A 24,803-nucleotide genomic window follows, 5' to 3' on the forward strand; every position below is an offset into this window, starting at 1 on the left:
ACTTACGCGTCGTTTGGAGCCACGAGATAGGTGGTGCTTTTTTGTAACTAAGTTGTCGAAATAAAGTCGGGCCCCATCAATATAGGCACACCCCCACGATAGTTTTCATTATTGTTCCGGCCCCATATCTCGGAATTCCACGTCTCTAAATTGTGTAAATTCTCCAACGAATTGGAGTTCCACGGTACCAACGGAACCGTTACGGTGTTTACGAATGAGGACTTCTGCGTTGTCCCCTTTTTCGGAGTTTTCATCGTAATATTTATCGCGGTACAAGAAGATAACGATATCCGCATCTTGTTCAAGGGAACCCGATTCACGAAGGTCAGAAAGTACAGGCCGTTTATCTGGTCTGCTTTCAACACTACGAGACAGCTGAGATAAGGCGATAAGCGGCACGTTAAATTCACGAGCGATCAATTTGAGGTTACGAGAGATTTCAGATACCTCTTGTTGACGGTTCTCGCTGCCCTTGCCACCATTGCGGCCTTGCATCAACTGAATATAGTCGACGATAACGAGATCGAGGCCATGTTCCACCTTAAGACGTCGCAATTTAGAACGCATATCTTGTACAGTAAGGCCCGGTGTATCATCGATAAAGAGCTTGGCTTTGCTCATGCGGTCCGCTGCGGCGATAACCTTTTCCCAGTCAGGCGGGTCCATGTTCGCACGGCGCAATTTTTCAGAGCTCACACCTGCCACGGAGGACAGAATACGAGCAACGAGCTGCTCCTTGCCCATTTCTAGGGAGAAGAAGGCTACCGTCTTGTCGTACATCATCGTTACGTTTTGGGCGATGTTCAAGGTGAAAGCCGTTTTACCCATTGCAGGACGGGCTGCTACGAGGATGAGGTCAGATTTTTGTAGACCATTAAATACATGGTCCACATCTTTAAAGCCTGTTGGAACGCCTGTAATGGCACCATCATGCTGTTGCAATGCGTTCAATCTATCTAAGTTAGATAATACGATCTCACTAATTGGAGCAAAGGAAGATTCAGATTGAGTTTGACCACTTACGTCTAGCACCATTTGCTCTGCCTTGTTGAGGATAGTCGTTGGTTCATCTTCGCCAGCGTACGTCATGCCTACGATTTTATTCCCTGCATCGATAAGGCGGCGCAACTGAGCTTTCTCGCTAATGATCTTCGCATGTTCCTCCACATTGTAGGACACCGATTCATTAGCAAGAGATGTAATATAAGCAAGACCACCTACCGCATCGAGTCGCTTGCGACGATCTAGCTCTTCACCAACAGTGATAAAGTCTGCCGTCTTATTGGCATGCACGATTTCTAAAATAGCATCATAAATAATACGATGCGCATCGCGGTAAAAGTCTTCAGATTTTAGAATGCTCGTCACTGTATCAACAACAGCGCCCGAGTTCGATCCATTCGTTAATAAGGCCCCCAAAACGGCCTTTTCCGCATCTAGATTATGCGGTGGAATGCGTACATCCATGATAATCCCCTTCACACAACCACTATGGATAAAAGAATTCACCATACTCAAAGAGCATGGTGAACACTATTATTCAGCTACTACATTAACCTTGATAGTACTTGTAATCTCAGGATGAACACGAACTAAAACGTCATGTACGCCTAATGTTTTCAATGGTTCTTTGATTTCGATTTTCTTTTTATCGATATCTACTTTGTATTGAGCTTTAGCTGCATCGGAAATGTCTTTTGCAGTAACAGAACCGAATACGCGACCTTCTTCGCCCATGCGAACTTTTACAGTTACTTCAACCTTAGTCAATTGAGCCGCCAAGATTTTAGCTTCATCGTTCGCTACTACTTTGTGGTGAGCAATGGAGTCTTGTTTTTGTTTTGCGTTATTTACGTTAGTCGTTGTACCTTCAAGGCCAAGACCTTTTTTAATCAATACATTACGACCATATGCGTCACTAACTTCAACGATTTCGCCTTTTTTACCAACTTTTTTAACGTCTTCTAACAATACTACTTTCATTGTTGTTCCTCCTCTTGTTCAGCGGAATGAAGGGCTTCTAGAGCACGCTCCAAGATAGCCTGCTTCGCTTCCTCTACGGTCATACCTTGTAATTGGGCACCAGCCACAGTTCTGTGACCACCGCCACCCAAGGCTTCCATTACAACTTGTACGTTTACCTTGCCTTTGGATCGAGCGCTAACGCCGATACCGCCATCATTCAAGGAATACAATACAAAGGCTGCTTCAATATCTTCATTACTGATGAGCATATCCGCACTTTGTGCAGCTAATGCCATCATATCTTTCAAACCTTCAGGTGCTACGGAAATAGCAATCCCTTCGGTGCGATTGGCTTCAAATACTATTTTAGCACGCAATTGAACAGAATCGAAGGTTTCAATAAATAATTGTTTCACCTTTTCGATATCCGCCCCTGCACGGCGCAAGAATGCAGCCGCTTCAAAGGTACGAGCACCAGTTTGTTGAACAAAGTTCTTCGTATCTAGAACGATACCTGCATAGATGCCTGTAGCTTCTGCTTTTGAAAGCTTCACAGGAACACCTGCATATTGTACGAGCTCTGTAACGAGCTCAGATGTGGACGATGCAGTAGGTTCTAAATACGTAAGTAATGGATTTTCTACAAAGTCCGCTGCGCGACGGTGATGGTCGATAACGATACGTCGTTCAGAAATTTCAAGCGCCTCTGGGGCTGCTACCAGTTCTTGACGATGCGTATCACACACGATAGTGAGCGTATTCGCATCCACCCATACCTTTGCACCTTCTAGGGTGATAAAATGCTCTTGCCAGAACTCAGATTCATTGAGAACGGCCACCATTTTATCGATAGCACTTGATTCTTTTGAAAGTACAACACGTACGTCTTTACCAAGTGCTCGAGCAATAGAGGTAACACCGATGATGCCACCTAATGCATCATAGTCTTCCCGTTGATGACCCATAACAAGAATCTTATCAGAGTCAATCATGAGCTCATGCAAGGCTTGAGATACGACACGAGCACGAACACGTGTGTTCTTCTCAACACCGGCTGTATTACCACCGAAGAAGCGGGTGCTTTCACCATCCATAATACACACTTGGTCACCACCGCGACCTAATGCGATATCTAAGGCTGCGCGAGCACGACTAGATACATCTTTTACAGAGCCTACGTTCTCACTAATACCGATAGAAATCGTAGCTGGCACCTGACGCGGAGAAGGCAATTTGCGAATTTTCTCAAGGATTTTGAAACCCTTTTCCTCCATCGCGCGAAGAGCGCCACGAGAGATGGCAAAGGTGTACATATCATCTTGGAAGTTACGCACGAAACCTTCATGGCCGTCGATTTCATCTACGATGATATTGTTAATGTCGGACCAAACGCTTGTATATTCGCGGTCACTAAGACCTTTTGTCAACTCTTCGAAATTGTCGATTTGAATCATGCCCCATACAGGCTGATCCTCTTCAGCCTTAATACGCGCCTTTTCTACTTCTGTAATGTTTTTGAAGTATAGCGCCATTACAGCATGTTCAGCCAGTTCATCTTCACTATGAATCTCTGGCCGTGTATCACGAGGATCAATAAATTTGTAAATGATTTGGAAATGCTTGTCTTCGTACTGCTCCGTCATATATCCGGATTTACCCCAGATTTTATCAATACGGAAGCCTGGTAAAAGAGCAGACATTTTTTGAAGTTTATTCCAGTCTACTTTAATCCAGTCTGCAAAGACACTGTTATTCCATACTAAAGTGCCTTGTTTATTAACAAGAGCAATGCCCATTGGCAAGTTTTGTAAAGCAAAGTTAGATGCTTGTGTGACGTTTTTCATCATCGCCCCAAGCTGCTCCCTTGCCAAGCGACGGCGGTTATGAATGGTGTTGTAATTAATCAAATACGCCGCTACCACGATAATTAGTGCTAAAATTGCCACAGCCCAGTTTAAATAGGCCAACAATAATAACAATACTACGATAACGGTGATAATGGTAATTTCTAAACCTTGCCATTTCCGTTGAAAGGATTTCATAACGGCCTCCTTTCTATTACAAGCTACGTTTTTGGAAACGAGCTCGCATATCTAAAAACATATCAAAAATACCGTATATAACGAGTGCTATCGGACTCATCACATATAAGAGAGCTATAATAATAAATCTGAAAAAGCCCGCTAAATTATAAGACTTCATGATGGATAGTAAGCATGTAATACCATTTAAACCACATACCATACCTCCAAATAAAGCTAAGTTAAGACCTACATCTGAAATAATAGTGTTTGTATAGCCTAGATACTGCTCACCATAAGCAAGAATAATACCTACTGCTAATACGCCAGCACCCCAAATCGGCATGCGCCATGTATCCATTGTGGGCAACGTACGCATTACGCTATTTGTACGTCCACCAATATAAGATACTAGCTTAGCTAACATATAAACTACGACTGCATTGGCCGCAAACCAATACGCTAAAAGCATTCGCTTTGCTTGTTGAATCGTAAAATCTAAACGATTAATATATGCATCCATTTGTTCTTGTGTCATAGGCTGTTGCTTAACAGACTCAATGATAGCATTCTTTAAATCTACATCAATCATTTGATTAATTTGACTCAAATCAAAGGATGTAAGACCTGCAGAAATAAAAATCCCCATAAGGCTCGTTACAGTTAACGCAATAGCCGGTATAACGATGAGCTTCCCAAAAGACCAATTCGCTCTGAAAGCTTCACCAAGGAAGATACTTGGCAAGGAATATGCCAAGATTGTCGCCATTGCCATTAATGGGCCTACTAAAAGGGAGACGAGTACAAATGCCACTACTGATGCGGCGCAACTATATTTACTACCCCACCGGATACCAATCAGTGCAATCCCAGATGGTGCAACTAAGGTGGCTAGCAAACTAAGAAAGGGCACTGTAGACCCTACTATAGTTAACATTACAACAATGGTTGATACAAATGCAGTTTCTACCATCGCTCTTGTATTTGTTTGTTTCATAAATCTCCATTCTACATTTAAGAAGATAGATTAATTGGTATCTTTTAATTATAACAGTTTAAAAGGGTAACTTCAAATACCCCATATAGTAGCTAAATGCGATAGCGTAGCTATTTATAGTAGTTTTGAAAGCCCATTTTTTAAATGTCAAAAGTACCACATCATACGATGCGGTACTTTTGTGTATTGTATGTGATTATACGTCTTGAATAATCGGCAAGATCATAGGACGGCGGCGAGTTTTATCGTAGAAGAATTTACCCAACGCGTCACGTACGTTTTGCTTAATAGTAGTCCAGTCTTTGATGCGTTGCACTTCGCAATCATCAAGGACTTGTTCTACGCGACGTTCTGCAGCAAGCATAAGCTCTTCTGCATCGCGCACATATACGAAGCCACGAGATACGAGGTCTGGACCAGCTACGATTGTACCAGAAGCTTTGTCCATCGCCATTACAACGATAACCATACCTTCTTGAGCCAATTGTTGACGGTCACGAATAACGATGTTACCTACGTCGCCAACGCCAAGGCCATCAACGAAGATAGCGCCAGCTTGTACACGGCCACCTTTACGGCCACCATCTTTATCAAATTCAAAGATTTGACCATTGTCGCCGATGAGGACTTTCTTAGAGTCTACGCCCATAGCAACACCAAGTTCACCATGACGGCGCAACATGCGGTACTCACCATGAACTGGAATGAAGTATTCTGGGCGAACAAGATTGAGCATCGTTTTAAGCTCTTCTTGGCTCGCATGACCAGATACGTGGATGCCACGGTCTTTACCGTAGACTACATTACAACCTAAACGAAGCAAGTTATCGATAGTTCTACCTACAGCACCTTCGTTACCTGGAATTGGTGTAGCAGAGATGATAACTGTGTCATTCGGCGCCAATTCTACAGTGCGGTGGTTGCTTGTAGCCATACGGGACAAGCCTGCCATAGGTTCACCTTGAGAACCAGTTGTTAAGATCATGATTTGGTCATCTGTGTAGTTGTGCATTACATCTACGTCGATGATTGTATTTGGCGGAATGTTCAAGTAACCGCGTTCTTGTGCGATTTCTGTAACATTTACCATGCTGCGGCCCATAACGACAACCTTACGGTTGAACATAACTGCCGCATCAACAGCTTGTTGAATACGAGATACGTTAGATGCGAATGTTGCCAAAACAACGCGGCCTTTTGCTTCGCCAACAGCTTGTTTAATCGCAGGACCTACAGAGCTTTCAGAACCTGTAGTACCTGGTTTTTCAACGTTTGTAGAGTCGGACATCAACGCTAATACGCCTTTGTTACCGAGCTCAGCAAATTTGTGCATATCCATCAAACGGCCATCAACTGGCGTTTGGTCGATTTTAAAGTCCCCTGTATGAAGTACAGTACCGATTGGTGTATCGAAGTACACAGCGCAGGAATCAGGGATGGAGTGGTTTGTTTGGATGAAACCAACATTTACAGAACCAATTTGAACTTCATCGCCTGCAGCAATCGTGCGGAGACATTTTGGAGATACCTTATGTTCTTTGAACTTGCCTTCAATCAAGCCACAAACGAGGTTTGTTGCATATACTGGGCAGTTAATTTCTTTCATAAGGTATGCCAAGGAACCGATATGGTCCTCGTGACCATGAGTAATTACGACAGCTTTCACGCGATCCTTATTCTCGATGATATAGCTCATATCAGGAATAACGATATCTACGCCAAGCATGTCTTCGCTAGGGAACGCAAGACCAGAGTCGAGAACGATAATTTCGTCCTCATATTGGAAGATGGTCATGTTTTTACCGATTTCACCAAGACCGCCAAGAGGGATGATTTGGAATTTACCCTTGTTAGCGCCATTTGGTGTACGACCTACTAATTCCACTTGTGCCTCTTGATGATTGCGGTTCGTGGAACGGTTATTTGGACGGTTGTTGTGACGGTTTTGACCATTTTGGCCATTGCGACCGGTATTATTAGTACGCGTGTTGCGCGTATTTTCACTACGTTCACCGCGTGGTGCACGAGTTTGGCGTGGTTTACGTTCTGTACGTTCTTGACCTTCACCTTGCTCGGCATTGCGACGAGTATTTGTACGGCGTGTCGTATTAGTACGACCACTATTTGTATTTGTACGAGTATTTGTACGGCGTTGACGTGTTGTGCCTTCGCCTTCGCCAGCTGCTTGTTGACGAGTACGACCTTCGCCAGCAGGACGGCGTGTATTAGTGCGGCGGCGAGTCTGTTTTTGTTCGCCTTCAGCCACAGCTGCACGAGTAGCATTTCTTGCTACTGTCGGTTCTGCTTTCACTTGTGCAGTAACCTGATTATCTGTTGTATTCACAGTTCCTCCTAAAATTTTGTTCATTATTTTATTTAACATAGTTTCTTTTCTCACCTATCACTTGAATTGATCTATGCTACGGAGGCCACACAAAGAAAAAGGCGCTAAAATACTAGCGTCTCGTCAAATAGGCGCAAAGATGCGCTATCGATTTTTGCCGTTCCTAGTGTTGTTGTGACCATTTGCCATAGCAAATGAGTATATTGCCCTCATTAGATATGTCAGCCGCGACGGGTACGTTCTCTTCGTCCCTATCCAATGGGTCTTGCAATATAATCCGATCGATTTTGATGAAAGCCTCGCTTTCATACGTTAGTCCTATTGTAACATAAAAATAGCGCTAACAAAAGAGGGGGACCCTTATGTTAACGCTATTACACGAACTTTACACGACTGTTAAGTGCTTCAAAAGCGCACAAAATCAAGTCAATTCTATAGATTATATAATTTTAATTATCTATTTTAATCCTTATAGCTAACTATTTTATTCTTAAATCGATCTAGGTACTTTATGCTTATATGATACAGCTATTTTATTTGTATTAGATCTAATTATTTATCATTAGGATCATCTTTGTAAAAGCCTTCAATATGCCATGCCCCATTTTCTTCAATGACGGAAATATAGCGTTTCGTATGTGTCGCTTCTACGGCACCTTCACTAGGTTTTGTCATTTGCAAGTTCGCCTCGAAGGTAATGCGCTTCAAATTACCTACGCGGCTCACTTGAGAAACGCCTAAAGAGACAACGTCAACCTTAGGGGCCTTCTTCATAGACTCAATCCACTTTTGTTTCTCTGTTGGGTTAGCCTTAGCTTGATCAATAACATAGGTGAAAGCCTTGTCGTAATCTTTGTTATTAACGGCATTAAAATATTCTTTTACCGATGCTTCCGCAGCTTCTTCACTACCTTCACCTACTACAGCATTCGCGAACCACCCCATGGATATGGTCTTATCAGAAGGCGCCATATAACGCATGGAAAGACCAGAAACGCAAAGAGCACTTACGATTACAGCGATAAGAACTTTCGTTGTTAAAGAGCTGCTAGTAGGAGACACTTTCATAATAGACGCTAAGCGCTTGTCGATTACGATATGTTGTAAGGCGCTGCCATATTGATTATCCTGCGCTTGCCCCTTTTTACTCAATAAACCTAATAAGATCAATGGGCCTACAAAAGGAACGAAGAATAGCAATAATGTGTCACTACCTTTTCCCGTATCATGGAGACGACGGACACAGAGTGCAACCATAGGCACAAAAGAAACGAGTCCTAAAATCGAGATAATCATCCATGCTAAACCAAGTAAATAAGGGCCTGTTTTAAATATAGCAGTCAACGCGAAGAACACTGCTAATATACAGATTATTACAACGTTCCACAAGAATATAAATTGGAAAAACTCCCTACGGGAAGCACGTCCATCGGTATCCATGAACTTTTTCCCCATTACATAAAGGAACGTATCCTTATAACTCATTTGGTAATGTGCGAAAGGATAGATTACATCGCCTTCTGGTGCGATACGCTCCACCTCTGTTGCCACCGTATACTGTCCACACGTAGGGCAAAACATAGCCGCCTCATCACAATACTGACGGCAAGCATCACAATAACGTTTCATAAACTTCTCTCCGAAACTCTCAATCTTTTATTATTTTAACTATCTCAATCACTTATTATTTTAATAATCTCAATCACCTATTATTTTAAATAGGTATCTACCGCCTCAGCAAATCCTTGTCGATAGAGATTGGCGCCACCGTTTGCAGGATGGCGTAAACCGATGGCAGATAGGCCAAATTTACCCATCGTATCAGCAGATTTTTGTCCTACGGCGAGCATAAGAGGTTCTACACCGCCTAGCCCAAGATGTAAATCTAACAAGCGTTTTGTATATTCCCAACCTAATTGTTGCTCTTTATCCATAGGTGTGCGATTCGTCAGTGGATTTCCTGCCTTATGTGGGTGGAAGGGGAATATGTTCCACAACAATGTATCATAGGGATCGATACCCTTTTCAACAATGGCACTCCATACTACAGTGTCAGTAGGTTCATTAAAACCATCCTTTTGCTGTGTTCCTTTTAACAAAGAGCTAGTAGGTGAACTAGTACGTTCCAATCGAATAGGAGTTACATCCTTCGCACGAATGGTTTTGTGCTTATCTAGTAGCATTCTTTCACAAGTAATAGCAATCCCTGTAAAGCGTCCCCCTTGATAGCCTACAGCCTCAGCTACCACAAAAACCTTAGCTCGACCTAAGCGCGGCAATAAATAAGCGACTAAATTATCTCGGCGCACCTGTGCCGCATCAAAGCCCTTTGTGACAATCTCTAAATCAGGATTTACCTCACCCCAAGGATTATGAACAAGACTACCAGAATACTGGGCGAGCCAATCTACAAAACCGCGCACCTTCTCTACACGCGCTGTATCAAAGGACCCTAAATATTCATCAAAAGACAAGGTCTTCTCTAACTCAAATAAAGACATACAGCCTCCAATTTAAATTTCATACGTTATTACCGATATATATCTACTATACATGATAATTACACGAATTGCATAAGAAATATATAGTTAGATAGGAAGTTTCATGGTGATTAACCCCGTTAGCTTAGACGATCATAAGCAATAAAAAACTCCCTCAAGTATTTCGCCGTTCTTGAGGGAGTTTTTTTGTGCTAACAGTGAATTCTTATAATCCTTCAGCTACTTATAGTATACATTATTTTAGAATTTTGTCCATTATAATTAAAGAAACCACCTAGGTATGTCGCAGTCCCTAGGTGGTTTCTTTTGTGCACTCAGTGGAGCACTTACAATCTTTAGCTTATTATAGTATACCGTAAAACAACTAAATATAGAACTCGATTTTGTCTTCTTTTGCTAGTTGGAATTGTTCGAAGATATGGTTACGTATATTAACAAAGTTCGGCGATGTACGATCGGTTCTGTCGATGATGTTTACAGGGATGATAGTTTGTACTCGACCTGGATTTGCAGATAGTACTACAACGCGGTCCGCAAGGACTACGGCTTCTTCAATGTCATGAGTAACGAATACTACAGTTTTACCTTCTTCGCGGCAGATGCGAGAGATTTCGTCTTGCAAGTTGATGCGTGTCAACGCATCAAGGGCGCCTAGTGGTTCGTCCATAAAGATAATATCTGGATCCACCGCTAGTGCACGGGCAATGGATACACGTTGTTGCATGCCCCCAGATAGTTCTGCAGGATAGCGATTACGAGCATGATCAAGGCCTACCATTTTAACGTATTTATCGATGATAGCAGGACGCTCTTCTTTAGGAACCTTTTTACTTTCAAGACCTAACTCAATATTGCTTTCCACCGTACGCCATGGCAACAAGCCATAGTTTTGGAATACCGTTACATATCTGAGTTGAGGCGCTTTCACCTCTTCACCGTCGATAGTAATGGAACCAGATGTAACGAGCTCAAAGCCTGCTATAGCATTTAATAGCGTACTTTTACCGGAACCAGAAGGGCCTAGGAGGCAAATAAACTCACCCTTTTCAATATCTAGATTAATATCTTCAAGAATGGTGAGTGGTTCCCCATCTTTCATAAATTCCTTGTGTGCATTACGCACCGAAATGTAACCCATGAGGCCACCTCCTATTTCTCAATACCCCAACGTTTGTAAATCCATTTTTCGATGAAGGACACGCCCCAATCGAGTAAAAGCCCAACGAAACCGATGGTCAAAATGGCTACCATCAAGAGATCGTTACGCAAGTTATTTCTCATATCGATAATGAGGAAGCCAAGGCCTGTTTGGGAGCCTACCATTTCACCTGTTACAAGGAAGATCCACGCCGTACCGAGAGCGATGTGAAGACCCGATGCAATGCCTGGGAATACGGCAGGTAATACGATTTTAAATAACAGTTCTGGCTGTTTAATACCAAAGTTGCGCGCTACCTTGATGTACACAGGGTCAATATTTTGAATAGCAGACACGGTGGACAATAGCACCGGGAAGAATGCTGCGATAAAGATGATAACGATAGCTGGTGCTTGGCCGATACCGAAGAAGAGAACGATAAAGGGCAACCACGCCACAGGAGAAATTGGTCGAATGACTTGAACGATTGGATTGATGTAGTTCCAAATCCCCTTATACCACCCCAAGATAAGGCCGAAGAATACACCAGCCACAACAGAAATGATGTAACCAATGAAGAACCGTACTAAACTATCTGCAATATCCTTAAAGAGGACACCGTCTCCAATGAGTTCACCAAAGCCGACCAACACCTTATACGGCGTTGGCAATAGCGCTTCGTTAAAACCGCCGAGGCGAACGATTAACTCCCAAATTAGCCAAGCTGCGATAAATGAACCCGGCACATATGTATATTTCTTCATGGTCCCCCTCCTATGGTAACAACGATGTATCTACAAACTCTGAATAACTCGGCACTTTTTTGATTAAATCAATATGTGTCATGTGATGCACAAGCGCATTATAACGGTCCTCTGTAAGGGCTAAATCTTTAAACCCAATCACTTTGAGGGAACGTTCAATAACTTGGTCATTAAACTTCATGTACTTTGAGGAAATCTCCTCTTGTGCCTTTGGATGCTCGTCTAAATATGTACCTGCATCGAGATAGGCTTTTGTGAAAGCTTTTGCCAAGTCATGATGTTCATCGACGAATTGACCATTAAACACGAGGGCACAGCAAATATTATCATGCCAGAGATGGTCAGGATCTTCGAAGACCTTCCCAGTTCCCATTTCAAGGGCTAGAGAGCCAAATGGTTCGGCTACACTATACCCAGCAATTTGACCTACCGATAGAGCAGATGGCATTTCTGGAGGGCTCATTTCTACGATTTGTACATCTTTTTCAGAAAGACCCGCTTGTTCAAGCATGCAATCCACGAGAACTTTTTGAGTAGATTGTTTATGAGGGATAGCAAAGGATTTGCCTTTTAAGTCTTGAACGGAGTTAATATCCTTATTTACGATAATAATATTACCCTCTGTATGACCAAGAGCAGCAGCACGAACATCAATGCCTTGTTCACGAGCCTTTACACCAAGTTCAACAAGAACAGCTGCGGCATCTACCTTACCAGTATTTAACGCATCCATAAGCTCTGGCCAAGATCCATATTTAACAAGCTCTACATGTACAGGACCATCTGCTGTTTCTAATTCTTTTGTAGCGAATACCGGCAATGCATGGGTAATTGGTAAATAGGCTACGCGTACAGTCTTTAATTCTTGTGCCGTCTTTGGTTTATGGTGTTCATAATAACCATAGGCTATGCAGCCAATAACCAAGAGAACCACTCCGATGATTAGATACCATGTCTTCTTCATAACTTCCCCTCTTTCTACCTCATAACAAGGGGCGTTTTTGACACATGTCTTTTTTCGCACTTTTCTAAAACCTAGATGAAATATGGTTTTAGAATACCTCGTTTCCAAATTTATTTATACCCTACTATATCAATGTGTATTAATTCTGTCAACAAAACATAGCAATATTGTAGGTATTATTATTTGGGTGCGAAAAACATCTATATACTAAAAATAGGTAGCACCCAAAGGATGCTACCTATTTGCAGTCGTTATCTACTTGTTAGATTTACTTGTTAGACTTACTTGAATATAGTCTTTTTATTTAATACATATACCTCTGATGTACCGGCTTCGCTAAATTCTGATACATTCGGGTAAATAGAGGATTGACGGAAGTGCTTAATTTCGCCTTTTGGAACGATTAACATCACAGGTTTACCAGACGCGATAATCTTGTTAAACTCTTCTTCATTGACTTGTTCCATAAGATATTTCTTTGACCATTCAGCACTGCGTTTTTTCAATTTATCGCGATCATCCCAGCGACTTTCATCACCGTTGATTTTGATAATCTTATGACCTGTATAGTATACAGTCGCTGTACTATAGCCGTTATAGTAATATACATCGCCATCATAAGAGTCTACTACTGGTACTACATCAATATTACTACGTTGTTTAATAAATGGCTCTAAGCCTTCTACAACAACGATAGAGGATATCACCATCGTACCAAGGACGATAATAGTGACTAAACGATAGCCTCTTCTTGTAAACCATGCATGAAGCATAAGTAGTACTGCTATAGCCACCACTACGTAGAGCAAGAAATAGAAGCCCCACGGAGCGAAGAACGTACCCGCTACATAGGCAATCCACAACAGAAGCGTCGGCCCCACAATAATCCATTTTAAAGCTCTAGACTTACCTTTACGAATAAGCTTCATAACGCCCATGGCACCAATAGCACTAAATGGAACGAGACTAACAAAGGTATATAAAGGATATTTAGTAGCCATCAAGGTATAGAATAAAACAATACCTACACCCCAGGTCATATTATAGATAAAACCTGTATGACGTTGTTTTAAACCATCGATAATACCGTAAATAACGGCCCCCGTCCACGGCATAGAAGCGCCGAGGAAGATAGCCAGATAATACCACCAAACATTATCCTCTGGATGCTCGGATTGTGTGGCACGCGTTACATTGTGAAGACCTAAGAAACCATTGATGAAATCTTGGCCGTGAACGCTGTACATGTACGCATACCAAGGGAAGCAGACTGCACAAAATGCTAAAATACCACGCCAATCAAAGATGGCTTTCACCATGGACCAAGAGCGGTTGATGCCTGCAAAGACAAGTAATATCATCCCTGGCAAGACAAGTGCTACAGGACCTTTAGTGAGTACACCTAACCCGGCAAATACATAAGCTACAATCATAGCATATGGTTTCTGTTCCACCATCCCCTTATAGGAGTAAATCATGACCATCAATGTCGTATATAGTAAGACCATATCTGTAATAATGCCATGAGCTACGGTCCAGAACATGAGAGATGTACCCAGAACAGAACCACCGATGAGCCCTAAAGCCCACTTACCGCTTATAGTGCGCATCGATTGATACATGGTCGCTACTGACAAAGCGCCAAAGATAGCACTTGGTAGACGAACCACCCAATCGGCGATACCAAAAAGTTTAAAACTAAGGGCGATAAGCCAATAAATCATAATCGGTTTGTCGTACCAATAGGTACCATAAATTTGAGGAGACAGCCAATCACCAGAAAGAACCATTTCCTTCGCGGTTAACGCGTAATTAGATTCAACAGGATCGGTAATAGGCAACATATTATTGCCGAACATGTAGAACACGAGCCACACAATAAACATGACTGGTGTTAAGCGAGAGAGTTTCATAAGGCCCCTCCTTATCGACGATTGCGATAATATTTAAAGCCCAGTACTGCAGCTATAATAACAAACACAACAATCATAACAATCAAGAATTCATGATTGTATTCGATAAGATCTTGCCAATTTTCACCAAGTATCTTGCCAAGGTAAACGAGCAAAATCGTCCAAGGAATCGTACCAAGAACTGTCCAAATGATGAAGTGCCACATTGGATAGCGCGCCATACCTGCTGGGAAAGAAATGAAGGTACGAACACCAGGTAAAAGACGACCAAAGAATACGGCCGCACCACCGTATTTATTGAACATCTTTTCTGCTAATTCAAATTTATGTTCATTAAAGAATACATATTTACCGTATTTCAATAATAGAGGACGACCACCATATTCACCCATCCAGTAGGATAATACAGAGCCAACAATCCCCGCCAAAGTACCTACGACCATCGTCGTATGCATATCAAATACGCCCTGAGCAATCAGATATCCTGCAAAACCAAGGACGATTTCACTCGGAATAGGAATGTTAGCATTTTCCAAAACCATTGCAATAAACATGGCTGCATAGCCATACGTTTCCATAAATGAAATAATATATTCCACTGTTTTACCCCTTTTTAATCCCCATATGGGTCCATTATGCACAAATTTTTGGGCATAGTATTTTCATCATTACCATACCTGTTCGGTATACCTTATATTTTACCATAATAAAAAGGCCCTCACCACAAGGTGAAAGCCTTTTTACCATTTAACTGTATACGATTATTGCAATTCAGTAGTTTGAGTTGTTACTTCACGAGCCGTAGTAAATGCAGCAAGTTCTGCATCACCAGAACCAAGGATTACTTTGTTAGCTACTAGCGCATTAGCCGCTGTTTTAGCATCTTGTAAAGTAATTCCAGCACGAGGAGCACTAATTGTGACTGATGTGCTTTTACCACCGACCGTAGAAAATGTAAGATATACAACGCGTTTTTCCGCCATGTGGGCGCCTCCTTTCACGTTTCATAAACAAGTTCTCGAATATAGATAGAATAGGATGATCTTTGTAGCTCTGTAGCTCTGTAACTCTGCAATTCTGTAGTTACACTAATTATACTTAGATTAAATATATCTATCTACATTCATATCAATAAGGATGGGAATGTGTGGACTTGCGATTGCTACACCCTTTTACGACTATGTAAGGATGTATGAAATCAGCAATTTAGGATGTGTTTGGAGCAACTAAAACAAGAATATGTAGATAATCTACAATTAATGTCCTAAAGATACTTCATTGACGCGGACCACGTCGGACAAACTGTGGTCATACAAGGCTGCCAGCGCATTACCAACGGTTTTCACATTATCGTCGGACGCTTCTTCTGCAACACGTGTATAGGTTACGTCTTTGTACTTCGGCGCATCTTCGGTACCGATGTTAAAACGCAACACCAATTTAGTGCGTTTAATGTTAGCCATCGTATCACCTCCTTTCACCCTCTTATATTCCTGAGGGTCCCTCTCGACAACCCCCGCTAGAGTAATTAAGGTAATCATTGTGAAAGTTTGGGAATTACAGCTTCAACTCTGTACTTATTGCAGTATTAAAACAATACGACTTTTATAAATACAAAAAGACCTTTACCAATTCCTAGTTATACAAATATATAAATAGGAACCGTAAAGGTCTATAAACACTATAGAGCACCATTAGCAATAGTACCGGTATGTTAAAACGCTTAAATTCAACACTATTCGGTTTTCAAGGCCAACATGAAGTCATAAGCTTTAACAGCTGCTTCTGTATCTACAAAATGGAACGGATTTAGCATACGACAGAACTTAAAAAGACATTCGTGTTTGCGTAAGATTTCTTTTACATGCAATACCGTATCACGTGCTGTACGGGCTGAACTATAACCATTCATCATGGCGTATAGATAAGAAATCGGTAGGTTGTCCTCACGCAAGTAACTGTGAACAAAGATAAGTAAATCCCAACCTTGCGGTGTTAATTCAGGCCAACGACGGCCATTTTCCCAATCTAGCAACGTAATCTTATCAGTATCTGGATCATAGGTAATATCACGCATGGCAGGACGCCCATGAGATAAACCATAGTCATGTAACTGACCTAAGGTCTTCCCAAATATATAAAAGATATGTGTTACCATATCATCCAAACTATCGTCATCAGGATGTTGCGCAGGCAATTGACTATAATAAGTTAAAGTATTACCACACGCTTCGGTAACAAAGTAATGTTCTCTAAAGCCTGCAATCGTTGGTGCTACAGGCAACTGTGTATTCACAAAGGAAATTTTATAGAACTCATAATCAAAAGAAGCTCTAGGAGCTGGCTTAATCCAACTAGAGCGATGATTACTAATATCTTGTTTTACATAATATTTTTGGTTATTAAATTCTACAGGAAAAACGCGATGGTCTTTCTCTTGATCGATCATCCGATCGATATATTCTAATAGCATATCATTCATTATATCCTCCCTGTATATAGCACTTAATAATGTTAAAAATCCCTTTTACATAATCGTTCACTTAAAGTAGATGTTCTATATACAACGAATCTCCCTATCGTATAAGTTCTACATTATAAGCCCAACATTATTGTGATTTATGAACTAATGCTGTTATATAAGTCATTGTTCATATAGTGTATACAATCAATATGCTCATTATACTATAATTCTCAATTGATATCAAAATCAAATTTATTTATAAAACTAGTATTTAATAGAAAAACCCCCTAGCCTAAGCTAGGGGGTTCTTCTGGTAATTATGATAATAGGTTTAGATATAGGACAATGCTAGGACCAACTGAGGTCGCGTCCTAAATCAAACGAATTAACCTACGAATTTAGTCACTGCTGCAGTGTCAGTTAAGTGACGTTTAGGCATACCCATTTCATCAGGGGAGATGCCAAGAGCAAGACCCACTAATTGGGACATGTGCAAGATTGGCATATCTTTGCCACCGCCAACAACTTCTTTAGCTTCTTTTTGGAACATATCAAGTTGCATTTGGCAAAGTGGGCAAGGAGTTACTACGCAATCTGCGCCTTCTGTAGCTGCATCTTTGTTGATGGAGCCAGTCATTTGCATTACGGAATCATGTGCAGGGTATACAGCATGGAAACCGCAGCAATCGAGCTTACGGGAGAAGTCGATTGGTGTAGCACCGATAGCGGAAATCAATTCTGCTAAGGATGTAGGCATTTGATAATCTTCGAAGCCCAATTCAGTTTGAGGACGAAGAATATGGCAACCATAGTATTCAGCTACACGTAAACCAGTTAAAGGTTTAACAACTTTAGCTTTCAATTTGTCCAAACCGTAATCGCGGATCAATACCCACAAGAAATGAGTAATATCAGTTGTACCGCGGTATTGTTTACCGATTTGAGCTAATTTTTTGTTAACTTCGTTCTTTTCTTTTTCGTTTTTATCAAGCTCGTTTTTAGCTTCACGAAGCATCAAAGTACAAGTGTTACATACAGTTAAAAGGTTCAAACCTTTTTCTTCTGCTAATGCAATGTTACGTGCGTTTGTAGCAAGTGTAATTTCTGGAGCGATGTCTTGAACGTGGGACGCGCCGCAGCAAGTCCAGCCGTCAAGCTCTTCCAACTCGATGCCTAATTTTTTAGCTACAGCAACTGTTGCTAAGTAATCTTCTTTGGCAGCGCTTTCAAGAACGCAACCTGGGAAAAATGCGTATTTCATTATTTGCTTACCTCCTCAGCTGCTTTCATAAGTCTGCGAACACCATCAATACCGTTTACAGGTTTTTGAGGTACTACAAGTTCAAATGGATTGATTTTGCTGTGTTTCCACAAACGTAAAGCATAGAATGCTTGTTTAGCGGAATCAACAACGCCATCAGATTTCAAGCTCATAGATACTTCTTTCAAGCGACCAGTTTTGTAAAGGTCGTCTTTGAAAGCAACCGCATGGCGAACGCCTTTGCTGTTAGTAAGACCAGCTTTAGTAGCTTCTTTACGCAAGTTAGAAATATCCACAGCAGGTTTTAAGTGTTTAGGACAACGGGAGATACAGTTCATGCAGTGAACGCATTTCCAAAGACCGTTGTCAAATGCAGGTTGAATGTGAGCCATAGGTGCATCATCACGGCTATCCAATACGAAACGGTTAGCTTTTGTGAATACATATGGTTCTAAGAAGTCGTCTTGACGTGCAGTCAATTTGTTACATTCAGATGCACAGCAACCGCAAAGGATACATTCTGTACCAGCAACGAATTTTTTGAAATCAGCTGGAGTTTGGCGAACAATTTTGTCACCTTCGTTGAATTCAGCTTTAAGGAAAATCCAAGGAGCAACCAATTTCAAACGATCAACTTTTGCTTCCCAGTCAACAACTAAGTCACGGATAACGCGGAAGTTGCCGATAGGTGCAATTGTTAATTCATCAGTACCATAACGTTCTGTCAATTCGTCGATTTTAGCTTCGCAACCAAGCATTGCTTCGCCATTTACGCGAACGGAGCAAGCGCCGCAAACTGCGGAACGACAAGCTGCCAAGAATGTTAATGTTGGATCTTGAGTGTCTTTAATTTTTTGAAGGCCCCAAAGAATTGTACGGTCAGCTTCATAGTCGAATTTGAAAGTCTGTACAAACGCGCGACCTTGTTGGTAACGGTGGATATGATAGGTGATTTGTCTCATCTTAGTACTTCCTTTCTTGTGGTTCGTATTTAGTGAACACTACGTCGCGTTCTGTTAATTCGTACTCGCCATTTGCACCCAATTTGATCAAAGAGTGTTTTAAGTATCTTTCATCATTACGTTTTGGATGGTCTTCACGGATATGAGCACCACGAGATTCACGACGGTGTAAAGCGCCCATAGCAATAGCTTTCGCTACTGTTAACATGGAACCGATTTCACAATAGTTTACGAATGCCATGTTGTAAGTACGTTCAGGGTCACCTACATAACAAGTTTTGTAATCTTCCATCAATTGGTCGATTTCTTTTAATGCTTCAGTGATACCTTGCTCGTTACGGAAGATACCTACTTTATTCCACATTGCATCAGCCAATGCATCGCGGATTTCAACTACAGGACGGCCGCCTTCACGAGTAGTTACTTCAGTGAATTTAGCTTCCCAAGCTTTAGCAGCTGCAGCCAATTCTGCATCTACGTTAGGTTGTTCATGTGTTTCAGCATAGTCAGCTGCACCAGCACCGGATACTTTACCGAATACTACGCCGTCAGCCAAGGAGTTACCACCTAAGCGGTTAGCACCGTGGATGGAGATACAAGAAGCTTCGCCGGAGGAGAACAAACCAGGCACTTCACATGCACAAGTTTTGTAGTCAACTACGTCGATACCGCCCATTGTATAGTGACATGTTGGACGAATAGGTACTGGTTGTACTAATGGATCGCAATGTTCGAAAGTCATAGCTAAGTCACGAATACCATGAAGTTTTTCGATGATAACTTCAGGACCTAAGTGACGAAGATCAGCTACTACGTATGCGTTAAGACCAGAACCGAAACCACGACCTGCAGCGATTTCATCTTCGATTGCTTTCGCTACAACGTCACGGGATGCCAATTCCATTTTGTTAGGCGCATATTTTTTCATGAAACGTTCGCCTTCAGCATTAAGAAGGTAACCACCTTCACCACGAACCGCTTCAGACATCAAGATACCAGTACGACCAAGACCAGTTGGATGGAATTGGATCATTTCCATATCTTTCAATGCATTACCAGCGCGGAATGCTGCTGCCATACCATCGCCTGTGGAAAGGAATGGGTTTGTAGTACGAGTCCAGAAAATACGACCTGCACCACCAGTAGACAAGATAATTGCTTTTGCTTTAATTTGCTCTACTTTACCTTCTTTCATGTTCCACACAACTGCGCCACCAACGTGACCATTTGCGTCTTTAACAAGATCTAAAAGGTACCATTCTTGTAAGAAGTGTACGCCTTCTTTCAAGCATTGTTCATAAGTAGTGTGCAAAATTACGTGACCAGTTTTATCCGCAGAATAGCAAGTACGTGGATAAGATTGACCACCGAAGTTACGTTGAGCAATTTTGTTTTGCTCTGTACGAGAGAATGGAGCACCCATGTGGTCCATTTCAAGTACGCCTTCTGGACAACGAGAGCAGAAGAATTCGATCGCATCTTGGTCACCAAGATAGTCAGAACCTTTTACTGTATCGAAAGTATGCGTTTCAACAGTATCTTCAGCTGCTACGTTGTTCAAACATGCATTGACACCGCCTTGCGCCATTGCTGTTGCTGAACGGGTTGGGAAAATTTTAGTAATAAGAGCTACTTTTAAGCCTTTGCGACGACCAACTTCAAGAGCCGCGCGTTGACCAGCGCCACCGCTACCTACTACTAGAACATCAAACTGTTCCATAATGACCTCCTCATAACTACCTATTAATAAGAAAACTTGTTAGACTATCTCATTTCAAAAACTTATAAAAATTTTTGATAACCTAATCATTTTTCTTTCAAGAAAAACCTCATACTTATGCGATTTTTCTATTTCTTTACCTATAATTATAGAGAGCATTTTTAGTCATGTCTAAACCCTATTATGCATAATTAATTTTGATTAATCTAATTGATAATTTATTTCACTTAATGTTTTTTAGGTAAAATTATGAGAAAAAAAAATTGTAATATGAATAATTTTCACAAGAACTTAAGGATATTACGAAAGTAGTTCGGTTCCGAAATTTTTGTATATTTTTATTTCTCCTAACACATATGCGATCCCCATAAATACTAGCTTTTTACTTTCTCCCAACTGTTCATAATAATTAATATCCGTTAAATTCCTACTAAAACTACCTCGAATTTAACTATCGAAAGTCATCGGTTTTTTTCACCCATAACAAGTATTTATCTCTGTGATAATAATTATCACAAGTTTTTTTAGTGATTTCTTTCACATCATCCAAAATCAATAAAATCTTAGTCATCTATGCGCATACGGCAATCTTCGATATAGTTCATCTTCATTCATTAGTACAATTCATTAACTTTCAGTATTTCTCCATTTTTAGGGTTTCAAAACATGAAGAAGAGGCTTATAAACTCGCATAGACATTCATCTTTTGCTCATTCCTATTGTATAAGGTATGATAATAGATAAATAAGTTATATAATATTATATATATAGTCACCTTATATGGTGTTGTGGCTTTCACAATAAAAGAAAGCTTATATATATAATGACTATATTATAGTAGTTGGAGAGCTATATATTTAACTCATACATAAGGAGAACAGAGAATGAAAATTTTACTTGTAGAAGACGAAGAAATGCTGAATGGCATTACGGCCAAATATTTGCGTGCTGAGAATATGACTGTTGATACATGCTTCAACGGTCAACAAGCGATTGATTATGTTAACACATCTAGCTATGACGTTATCGTAATGGATATTATGATGCCGATCCTCGACGGCATTAGTGCTCTTGCACAAATGCGTAACGATGGCAATACAACACCTGTGTTGCTTTTAACAGCAAAAGATTCCTTGCAAGATAAAGTAACCGGCCTTAATACTGGCGCTGACGACTATCTTGTAAAACCTTTTGATCTTGAAGAATTGACAGCTCGTATTTATGCATTGGCTCGCCGTAATGCGCGTCATGCACAAAACGACATCCATGTTGGTCCTCTTACTATTAATGTTCCACAACGTACAGTTAAACGCGATGGCGAAACGATTACATTGACAGCAAAAGAATTCGACCTCTTATTCTATTTAGCAAGTAACGAAAATATCGTATTGTCTCGTCAACAAATTCTTGACCACGTTTGGGAATACGATTATGAAAGCTACTCTAACCTCATCGACGTATACATTAAAGATTTGCGCAAAAAAATCGATACCGATGAGAATGTGAAACTCATTCAAACGGTTCGTGGAGTAGGGTATGTCCTCAAAACTGAAAACTAACGATCCCCACCGGGATTTGGACACCATGTCCGGGGCAGCCACCGATTTATTCAATCGGCTGCCCCTAACCTTTAAAATTATGTCTTGGTATACCATCTTTTTGCTCATCATTTTGATGGTTGCTTCCGCATGGATTTATGCATATACACATGAGTCCGATAACAAGGAAGTACGAGAACGTTTGCAGCAGCAAGCGATGATTATGGCTACGGATATTCGAAAGTTTAAACCCTATCAAGATAATACATTCTTCTTCGTATCCACCCAAGACGGTTATATTATTAAAGGCGCCTTACCGGATGGTTTCCCTAATCAAACAGTCCTTTCCTTAGGACAGGTTGGAGAAATCGCTGTTGGTGATGACACCTTCTACTACTACGATACACCGGTTAACGAACCGAATTATCGTGGTATTTTGCGTGCCGTTACAAAGGTAAAAACAGCGTCTAAAAAGACTGAAAACCTTTTATACAGCTTACTATTAGGAGATGTTATATTCTTACTGATCTCCTCACTAGGTGGTTATCTATTTATCAAGAAAGGGCTTAAACCAGTCCGAACCTTGACCAAAACAGCTAAAGTTATCGGTAAGAACAACGACTTGAGCCGCCGTATCGACATTCCACCGCGCACTGCGAAGGATGAAATCTACGAACTAACTACGACATTCAATCGCATGATTTCAGGTCTTGAAGATTCTTCAAACCGTGAAAGACAGTTTAGTTCTGACGTTTCGCACGAGTTGCGGACACCGATTGCGGTTATTAAAGCAGAAAGTGAATTTGCTTTAAAATACGGCCGCACCGAAGACGATTTGCGGGAAGGTTTGACACATATCTTAGAACAAGCTAAGTTTATGACCAATCTCGTAAGCCAATTGCTTGATGTAGCTCGCCTAGAGAATGCACAAGATCTTACCTTCGCCCCTGTAGATGTATCAGGGATGCTGACGAATATGGTTCATGACTATACTCGACTTTGTGCAGAAAACACAGAAAAGCAAATCACCATAACATCTCAAATTGAGCCAAATTTACGCATGACGGCTCACGAAGTATCCTTGCGTCGAGCTATTACAAACTTAGTGGATAATGCCATTAAGTTTACAAATACTACCATCGATATTTCAGCAAAACTCGTAGGTCATGAACTCGTTATTACCGTGTCAGATAATGGTATCGGTATCGAGCAAGAAAACCTAGAGCACATTTGGGACCGCATGTATCAAACGGAACAATCCCGTAATAAAAAATCAAACCACGGTATCGGCCTCGGCCTGTACTTTGTAAACAAAGTTATTAGCTTGCACCACGGCACAGTAACAGCCACTAGCGAACCGCAAGTAAAAACTACGTTTACCGTGCGATTACCGTACAATCAAAGTGAAGAATAAACTAAAGGGACTGACCAATGGTCAGTCCCTTTGCTGTTATCTAATTTTATGGGTTATAGGACAAAACGTGTTGGTTTTATAGGGGATGGAGCCAGTAAATTACTGCTTCCATCGCCATTTTAAGTTCAAGAAAACCTAGAGCACATTTGGGACCGCATGTATCAAACGGAACAATCCCGTAATAAAAAATCAAACCACGGTATCGGCCTCGGCCTGTACTTTGTAAACAAAGTTATTAGCTTGCACCACGGCACAGTAACAGCCACTAGCGAACCGCAAGTAAAAACTACGTTTACCGTGCGATTACCGTACAATCAAAGTGAAGAATAAACTAAAGGGACTGACCAATGGTCAGTCCCTTTGCTGTTATCTAATTTTATGGGTTATAGGACAAAACGTGTTGGTTTTATAGGGGATGGAGCCAGTAAATTACTGCTTCCATCGCCATTTTAAGTTCTTTTGATAAACTTAGAGGGTGGACAAAATGTGTTGGTAAAAAGTCCCAAACCCCTTGATTTTACTGGCTTCAATAAGGTTATATCTTCTTAGAAAATCGTGTTCTAAGTGGAGGGAATAATCATGCTGGTAAGATGTATAAATTGTGGATTTTCTTGTCAAAAATATGGGAAAACTAAAGCTGGATCACAACGATGGCATTGTAAGCAGTGTAACATCACCTTTACACAAACTATTGATAATACTACTAAATGTTTTCATCGATTTCTAAATTGGTTATTTAGTAAAGAAACACAACAGGACATGCCTGGGCAGGGCCGTACATTTCGTAGACAGATAGCTGATTTCTGGCAAATATGGCCTATGCCGCCCAAAATTGAA

General features: G+C 41.1%; 20 protein-coding genes and 2 pseudogenes. 4 read left to right on the forward strand and 18 right to left on the reverse strand.

What is annotated here, in order from left to right; all coding sequences use genetic code 11:
* Positions 1 to 108: 108 nt before the first annotated feature.
* The 18 genes from dnaB to VEHSUH06_RS01155 all read right to left on the reverse strand — a co-directional run bounded on the left by dnaB (position 109) and on the right by VEHSUH06_RS01155 (position 21,014).
* Positions 109 to 1,467, reverse strand: a complete 1,359-nt coding sequence (gene dnaB / locus VEHSUH06_RS01070; RefSeq protein WP_105097449.1) for a replicative DNA helicase — start codon at positions 1,465 to 1,467, stop codon at positions 109 to 111.
* Between the two features lie 69 nt (positions 1,468 to 1,536).
* Entirely contained in the window at positions 1,537 to 1,983 is a 447-nt protein-coding gene (gene rplI / locus VEHSUH06_RS01075) for a 50S ribosomal protein L9 (protein WP_009352526.1), read from the reverse strand.
* A complete protein-coding gene (locus tag VEHSUH06_RS01080) occupies positions 1,980 to 4,007 on the reverse strand; it encodes a DHH family phosphoesterase (protein WP_105097450.1) in 2,028 nt (675 codons plus the stop codon). Before VEHSUH06_RS01080 ends, rplI begins: the two co-directional genes overlap by 4 nt.
* 16 nt (positions 4,008 to 4,023) lie before the next feature.
* Positions 4,024 to 4,983 carry a DUF2232 domain-containing protein gene (locus VEHSUH06_RS01085; RefSeq protein ID WP_105097451.1) on the reverse strand — a complete coding sequence of 320 codons (960 nt, stop codon included), beginning with the start codon at positions 4,981 to 4,983 and terminating at the stop codon, positions 4,024 to 4,026.
* Between the two features lie 196 nt (positions 4,984 to 5,179).
* Positions 5,180 to 7,366 (reverse strand): ribonuclease J, encoded by a 2,187-nt coding sequence (locus tag VEHSUH06_RS01090; protein ID WP_105097452.1) that lies wholly within the window; start codon positions 7,364 to 7,366, stop codon positions 5,180 to 5,182.
* A 513-nt stretch (positions 7,367 to 7,879) separates the two neighbouring features.
* Positions 7,880 to 8,956 carry a DUF805 domain-containing protein gene (locus VEHSUH06_RS01095; protein WP_105097453.1) on the reverse strand — a complete coding sequence of 359 codons (1,077 nt, stop codon included), beginning with the start codon at positions 8,954 to 8,956 and terminating at the stop codon, positions 7,880 to 7,882.
* 80 nt (positions 8,957 to 9,036) lie between these two features.
* Entirely contained in the window at positions 9,037 to 9,828 is a 792-nt protein-coding gene (locus VEHSUH06_RS01100) for a uracil-DNA glycosylase (RefSeq protein WP_105097454.1), read from the reverse strand.
* Positions 9,829 to 10,192: 364 nt separating this feature from the next.
* On the reverse strand, positions 10,193 to 10,966 hold the full coding sequence (locus VEHSUH06_RS01105; RefSeq protein WP_024064372.1) for an ABC transporter ATP-binding protein: 774 nt from the start codon (positions 10,964 to 10,966) through the stop codon (positions 10,193 to 10,195).
* 11 nt (positions 10,967 to 10,977) lie between these two features.
* Complete coding sequence (locus VEHSUH06_RS01110; RefSeq protein WP_105081744.1) at positions 10,978 to 11,730, reverse strand: ABC transporter permease; 753 nt, start codon at positions 11,728 to 11,730, stop codon at positions 10,978 to 10,980.
* 10 nt (positions 11,731 to 11,740) lie between these two features.
* Complete coding sequence (locus VEHSUH06_RS01115; RefSeq protein WP_105097455.1) at positions 11,741 to 12,694, reverse strand: ABC transporter substrate-binding protein; 954 nt, start codon at positions 12,692 to 12,694, stop codon at positions 11,741 to 11,743.
* Positions 12,695 to 12,975: 281 nt separating this feature from the next.
* Positions 12,976 to 14,607: a glycosyltransferase family 39 protein gene (locus VEHSUH06_RS01120; RefSeq protein ID WP_105097456.1), complete on the reverse strand. Its 1,632-nt coding sequence runs from the start codon at positions 14,605 to 14,607 to the stop codon at positions 12,976 to 12,978.
* Positions 14,608 to 14,618: 11 nt separating this feature from the next.
* Complete coding sequence (locus VEHSUH06_RS01125) at positions 14,619 to 15,206, reverse strand: DedA family protein (protein ID WP_105097457.1); 588 nt, start codon at positions 15,204 to 15,206, stop codon at positions 14,619 to 14,621.
* A 162-nt stretch (positions 15,207 to 15,368) separates the two neighbouring features.
* Positions 15,369 to 15,590 (reverse strand): DUF2922 domain-containing protein, encoded by a 222-nt coding sequence (locus tag VEHSUH06_RS01130; protein WP_009352278.1) that lies wholly within the window; start codon positions 15,588 to 15,590, stop codon positions 15,369 to 15,371.
* A gap of 273 nt (positions 15,591 to 15,863) precedes the next feature.
* Entirely contained in the window at positions 15,864 to 16,070 is a 207-nt protein-coding gene (locus VEHSUH06_RS01135; protein ID WP_009352393.1) for a DUF1659 domain-containing protein, read from the reverse strand.
* 272 nt (positions 16,071 to 16,342) lie between these two features.
* Positions 16,343 to 17,089: a hypothetical protein gene (locus VEHSUH06_RS01140; RefSeq protein ID WP_105097458.1), complete on the reverse strand. Its 747-nt coding sequence runs from the start codon at positions 17,087 to 17,089 to the stop codon at positions 16,343 to 16,345.
* 367 nt (positions 17,090 to 17,456) lie between these two features.
* Positions 17,457 to 18,332, reverse strand: a complete 876-nt coding sequence (locus VEHSUH06_RS01145; RefSeq protein WP_105081747.1) for a CoB--CoM heterodisulfide reductase iron-sulfur subunit B family protein — start codon at positions 18,330 to 18,332, stop codon at positions 17,457 to 17,459.
* A complete protein-coding gene (locus VEHSUH06_RS01150; protein WP_009352451.1) occupies positions 18,332 to 19,294 on the reverse strand; it encodes a succinate dehydrogenase/fumarate reductase iron-sulfur subunit in 963 nt (320 codons plus the stop codon). The genes VEHSUH06_RS01145 and VEHSUH06_RS01150 overlap by 1 nt, the downstream gene beginning before the upstream one ends.
* Before the next feature lies 1 nt (position 19,295).
* Positions 19,296 to 21,014: an FAD-binding protein gene (locus VEHSUH06_RS01155; protein ID WP_054747164.1), complete on the reverse strand. Its 1,719-nt coding sequence runs from the start codon at positions 21,012 to 21,014 to the stop codon at positions 19,296 to 19,298.
* Positions 21,015 to 21,898: 884 nt separating this feature from the next.
* Here VEHSUH06_RS01155 and VEHSUH06_RS01160 point away from each other — a divergent pair.
* From VEHSUH06_RS01160 to VEHSUH06_RS01175, 4 genes and pseudogenes are all read left to right on the forward strand, one after another.
* Positions 21,899 to 22,573 carry a response regulator transcription factor gene (locus tag VEHSUH06_RS01160; RefSeq protein ID WP_004698139.1) on the forward strand — a complete coding sequence of 225 codons (675 nt, stop codon included), beginning with the start codon at positions 21,899 to 21,901 and terminating at the stop codon, positions 22,571 to 22,573.
* Positions 22,551 to 23,966, forward strand: coding sequence for a HAMP domain-containing sensor histidine kinase (locus tag VEHSUH06_RS01165; protein WP_199179706.1), 1,416 nt, complete (start codon positions 22,551 to 22,553; stop codon positions 23,964 to 23,966). The genes VEHSUH06_RS01160 and VEHSUH06_RS01165 overlap by 23 nt, the downstream gene beginning before the upstream one ends.
* 129 nt (positions 23,967 to 24,095) lie before the next feature.
* Positions 24,096 to 24,296 (forward strand): annotated as a pseudogene (locus VEHSUH06_RS01170) (ATP-binding protein); the annotation flags it as partial.
* A 249-nt stretch (positions 24,297 to 24,545) separates the two neighbouring features.
* A pseudogene (locus tag VEHSUH06_RS01175) lies at positions 24,546 to 24,803 on the forward strand (IS256 family transposase); the annotation flags it as partial.

Origin of the sequence: Veillonella sp. S13053-19, assembly GCF_002959835.1 — a bacterium.
Classification (GTDB): Bacteria; Bacillota; Negativicutes; order Veillonellales; family Veillonellaceae; genus Veillonella; species Veillonella rogosae.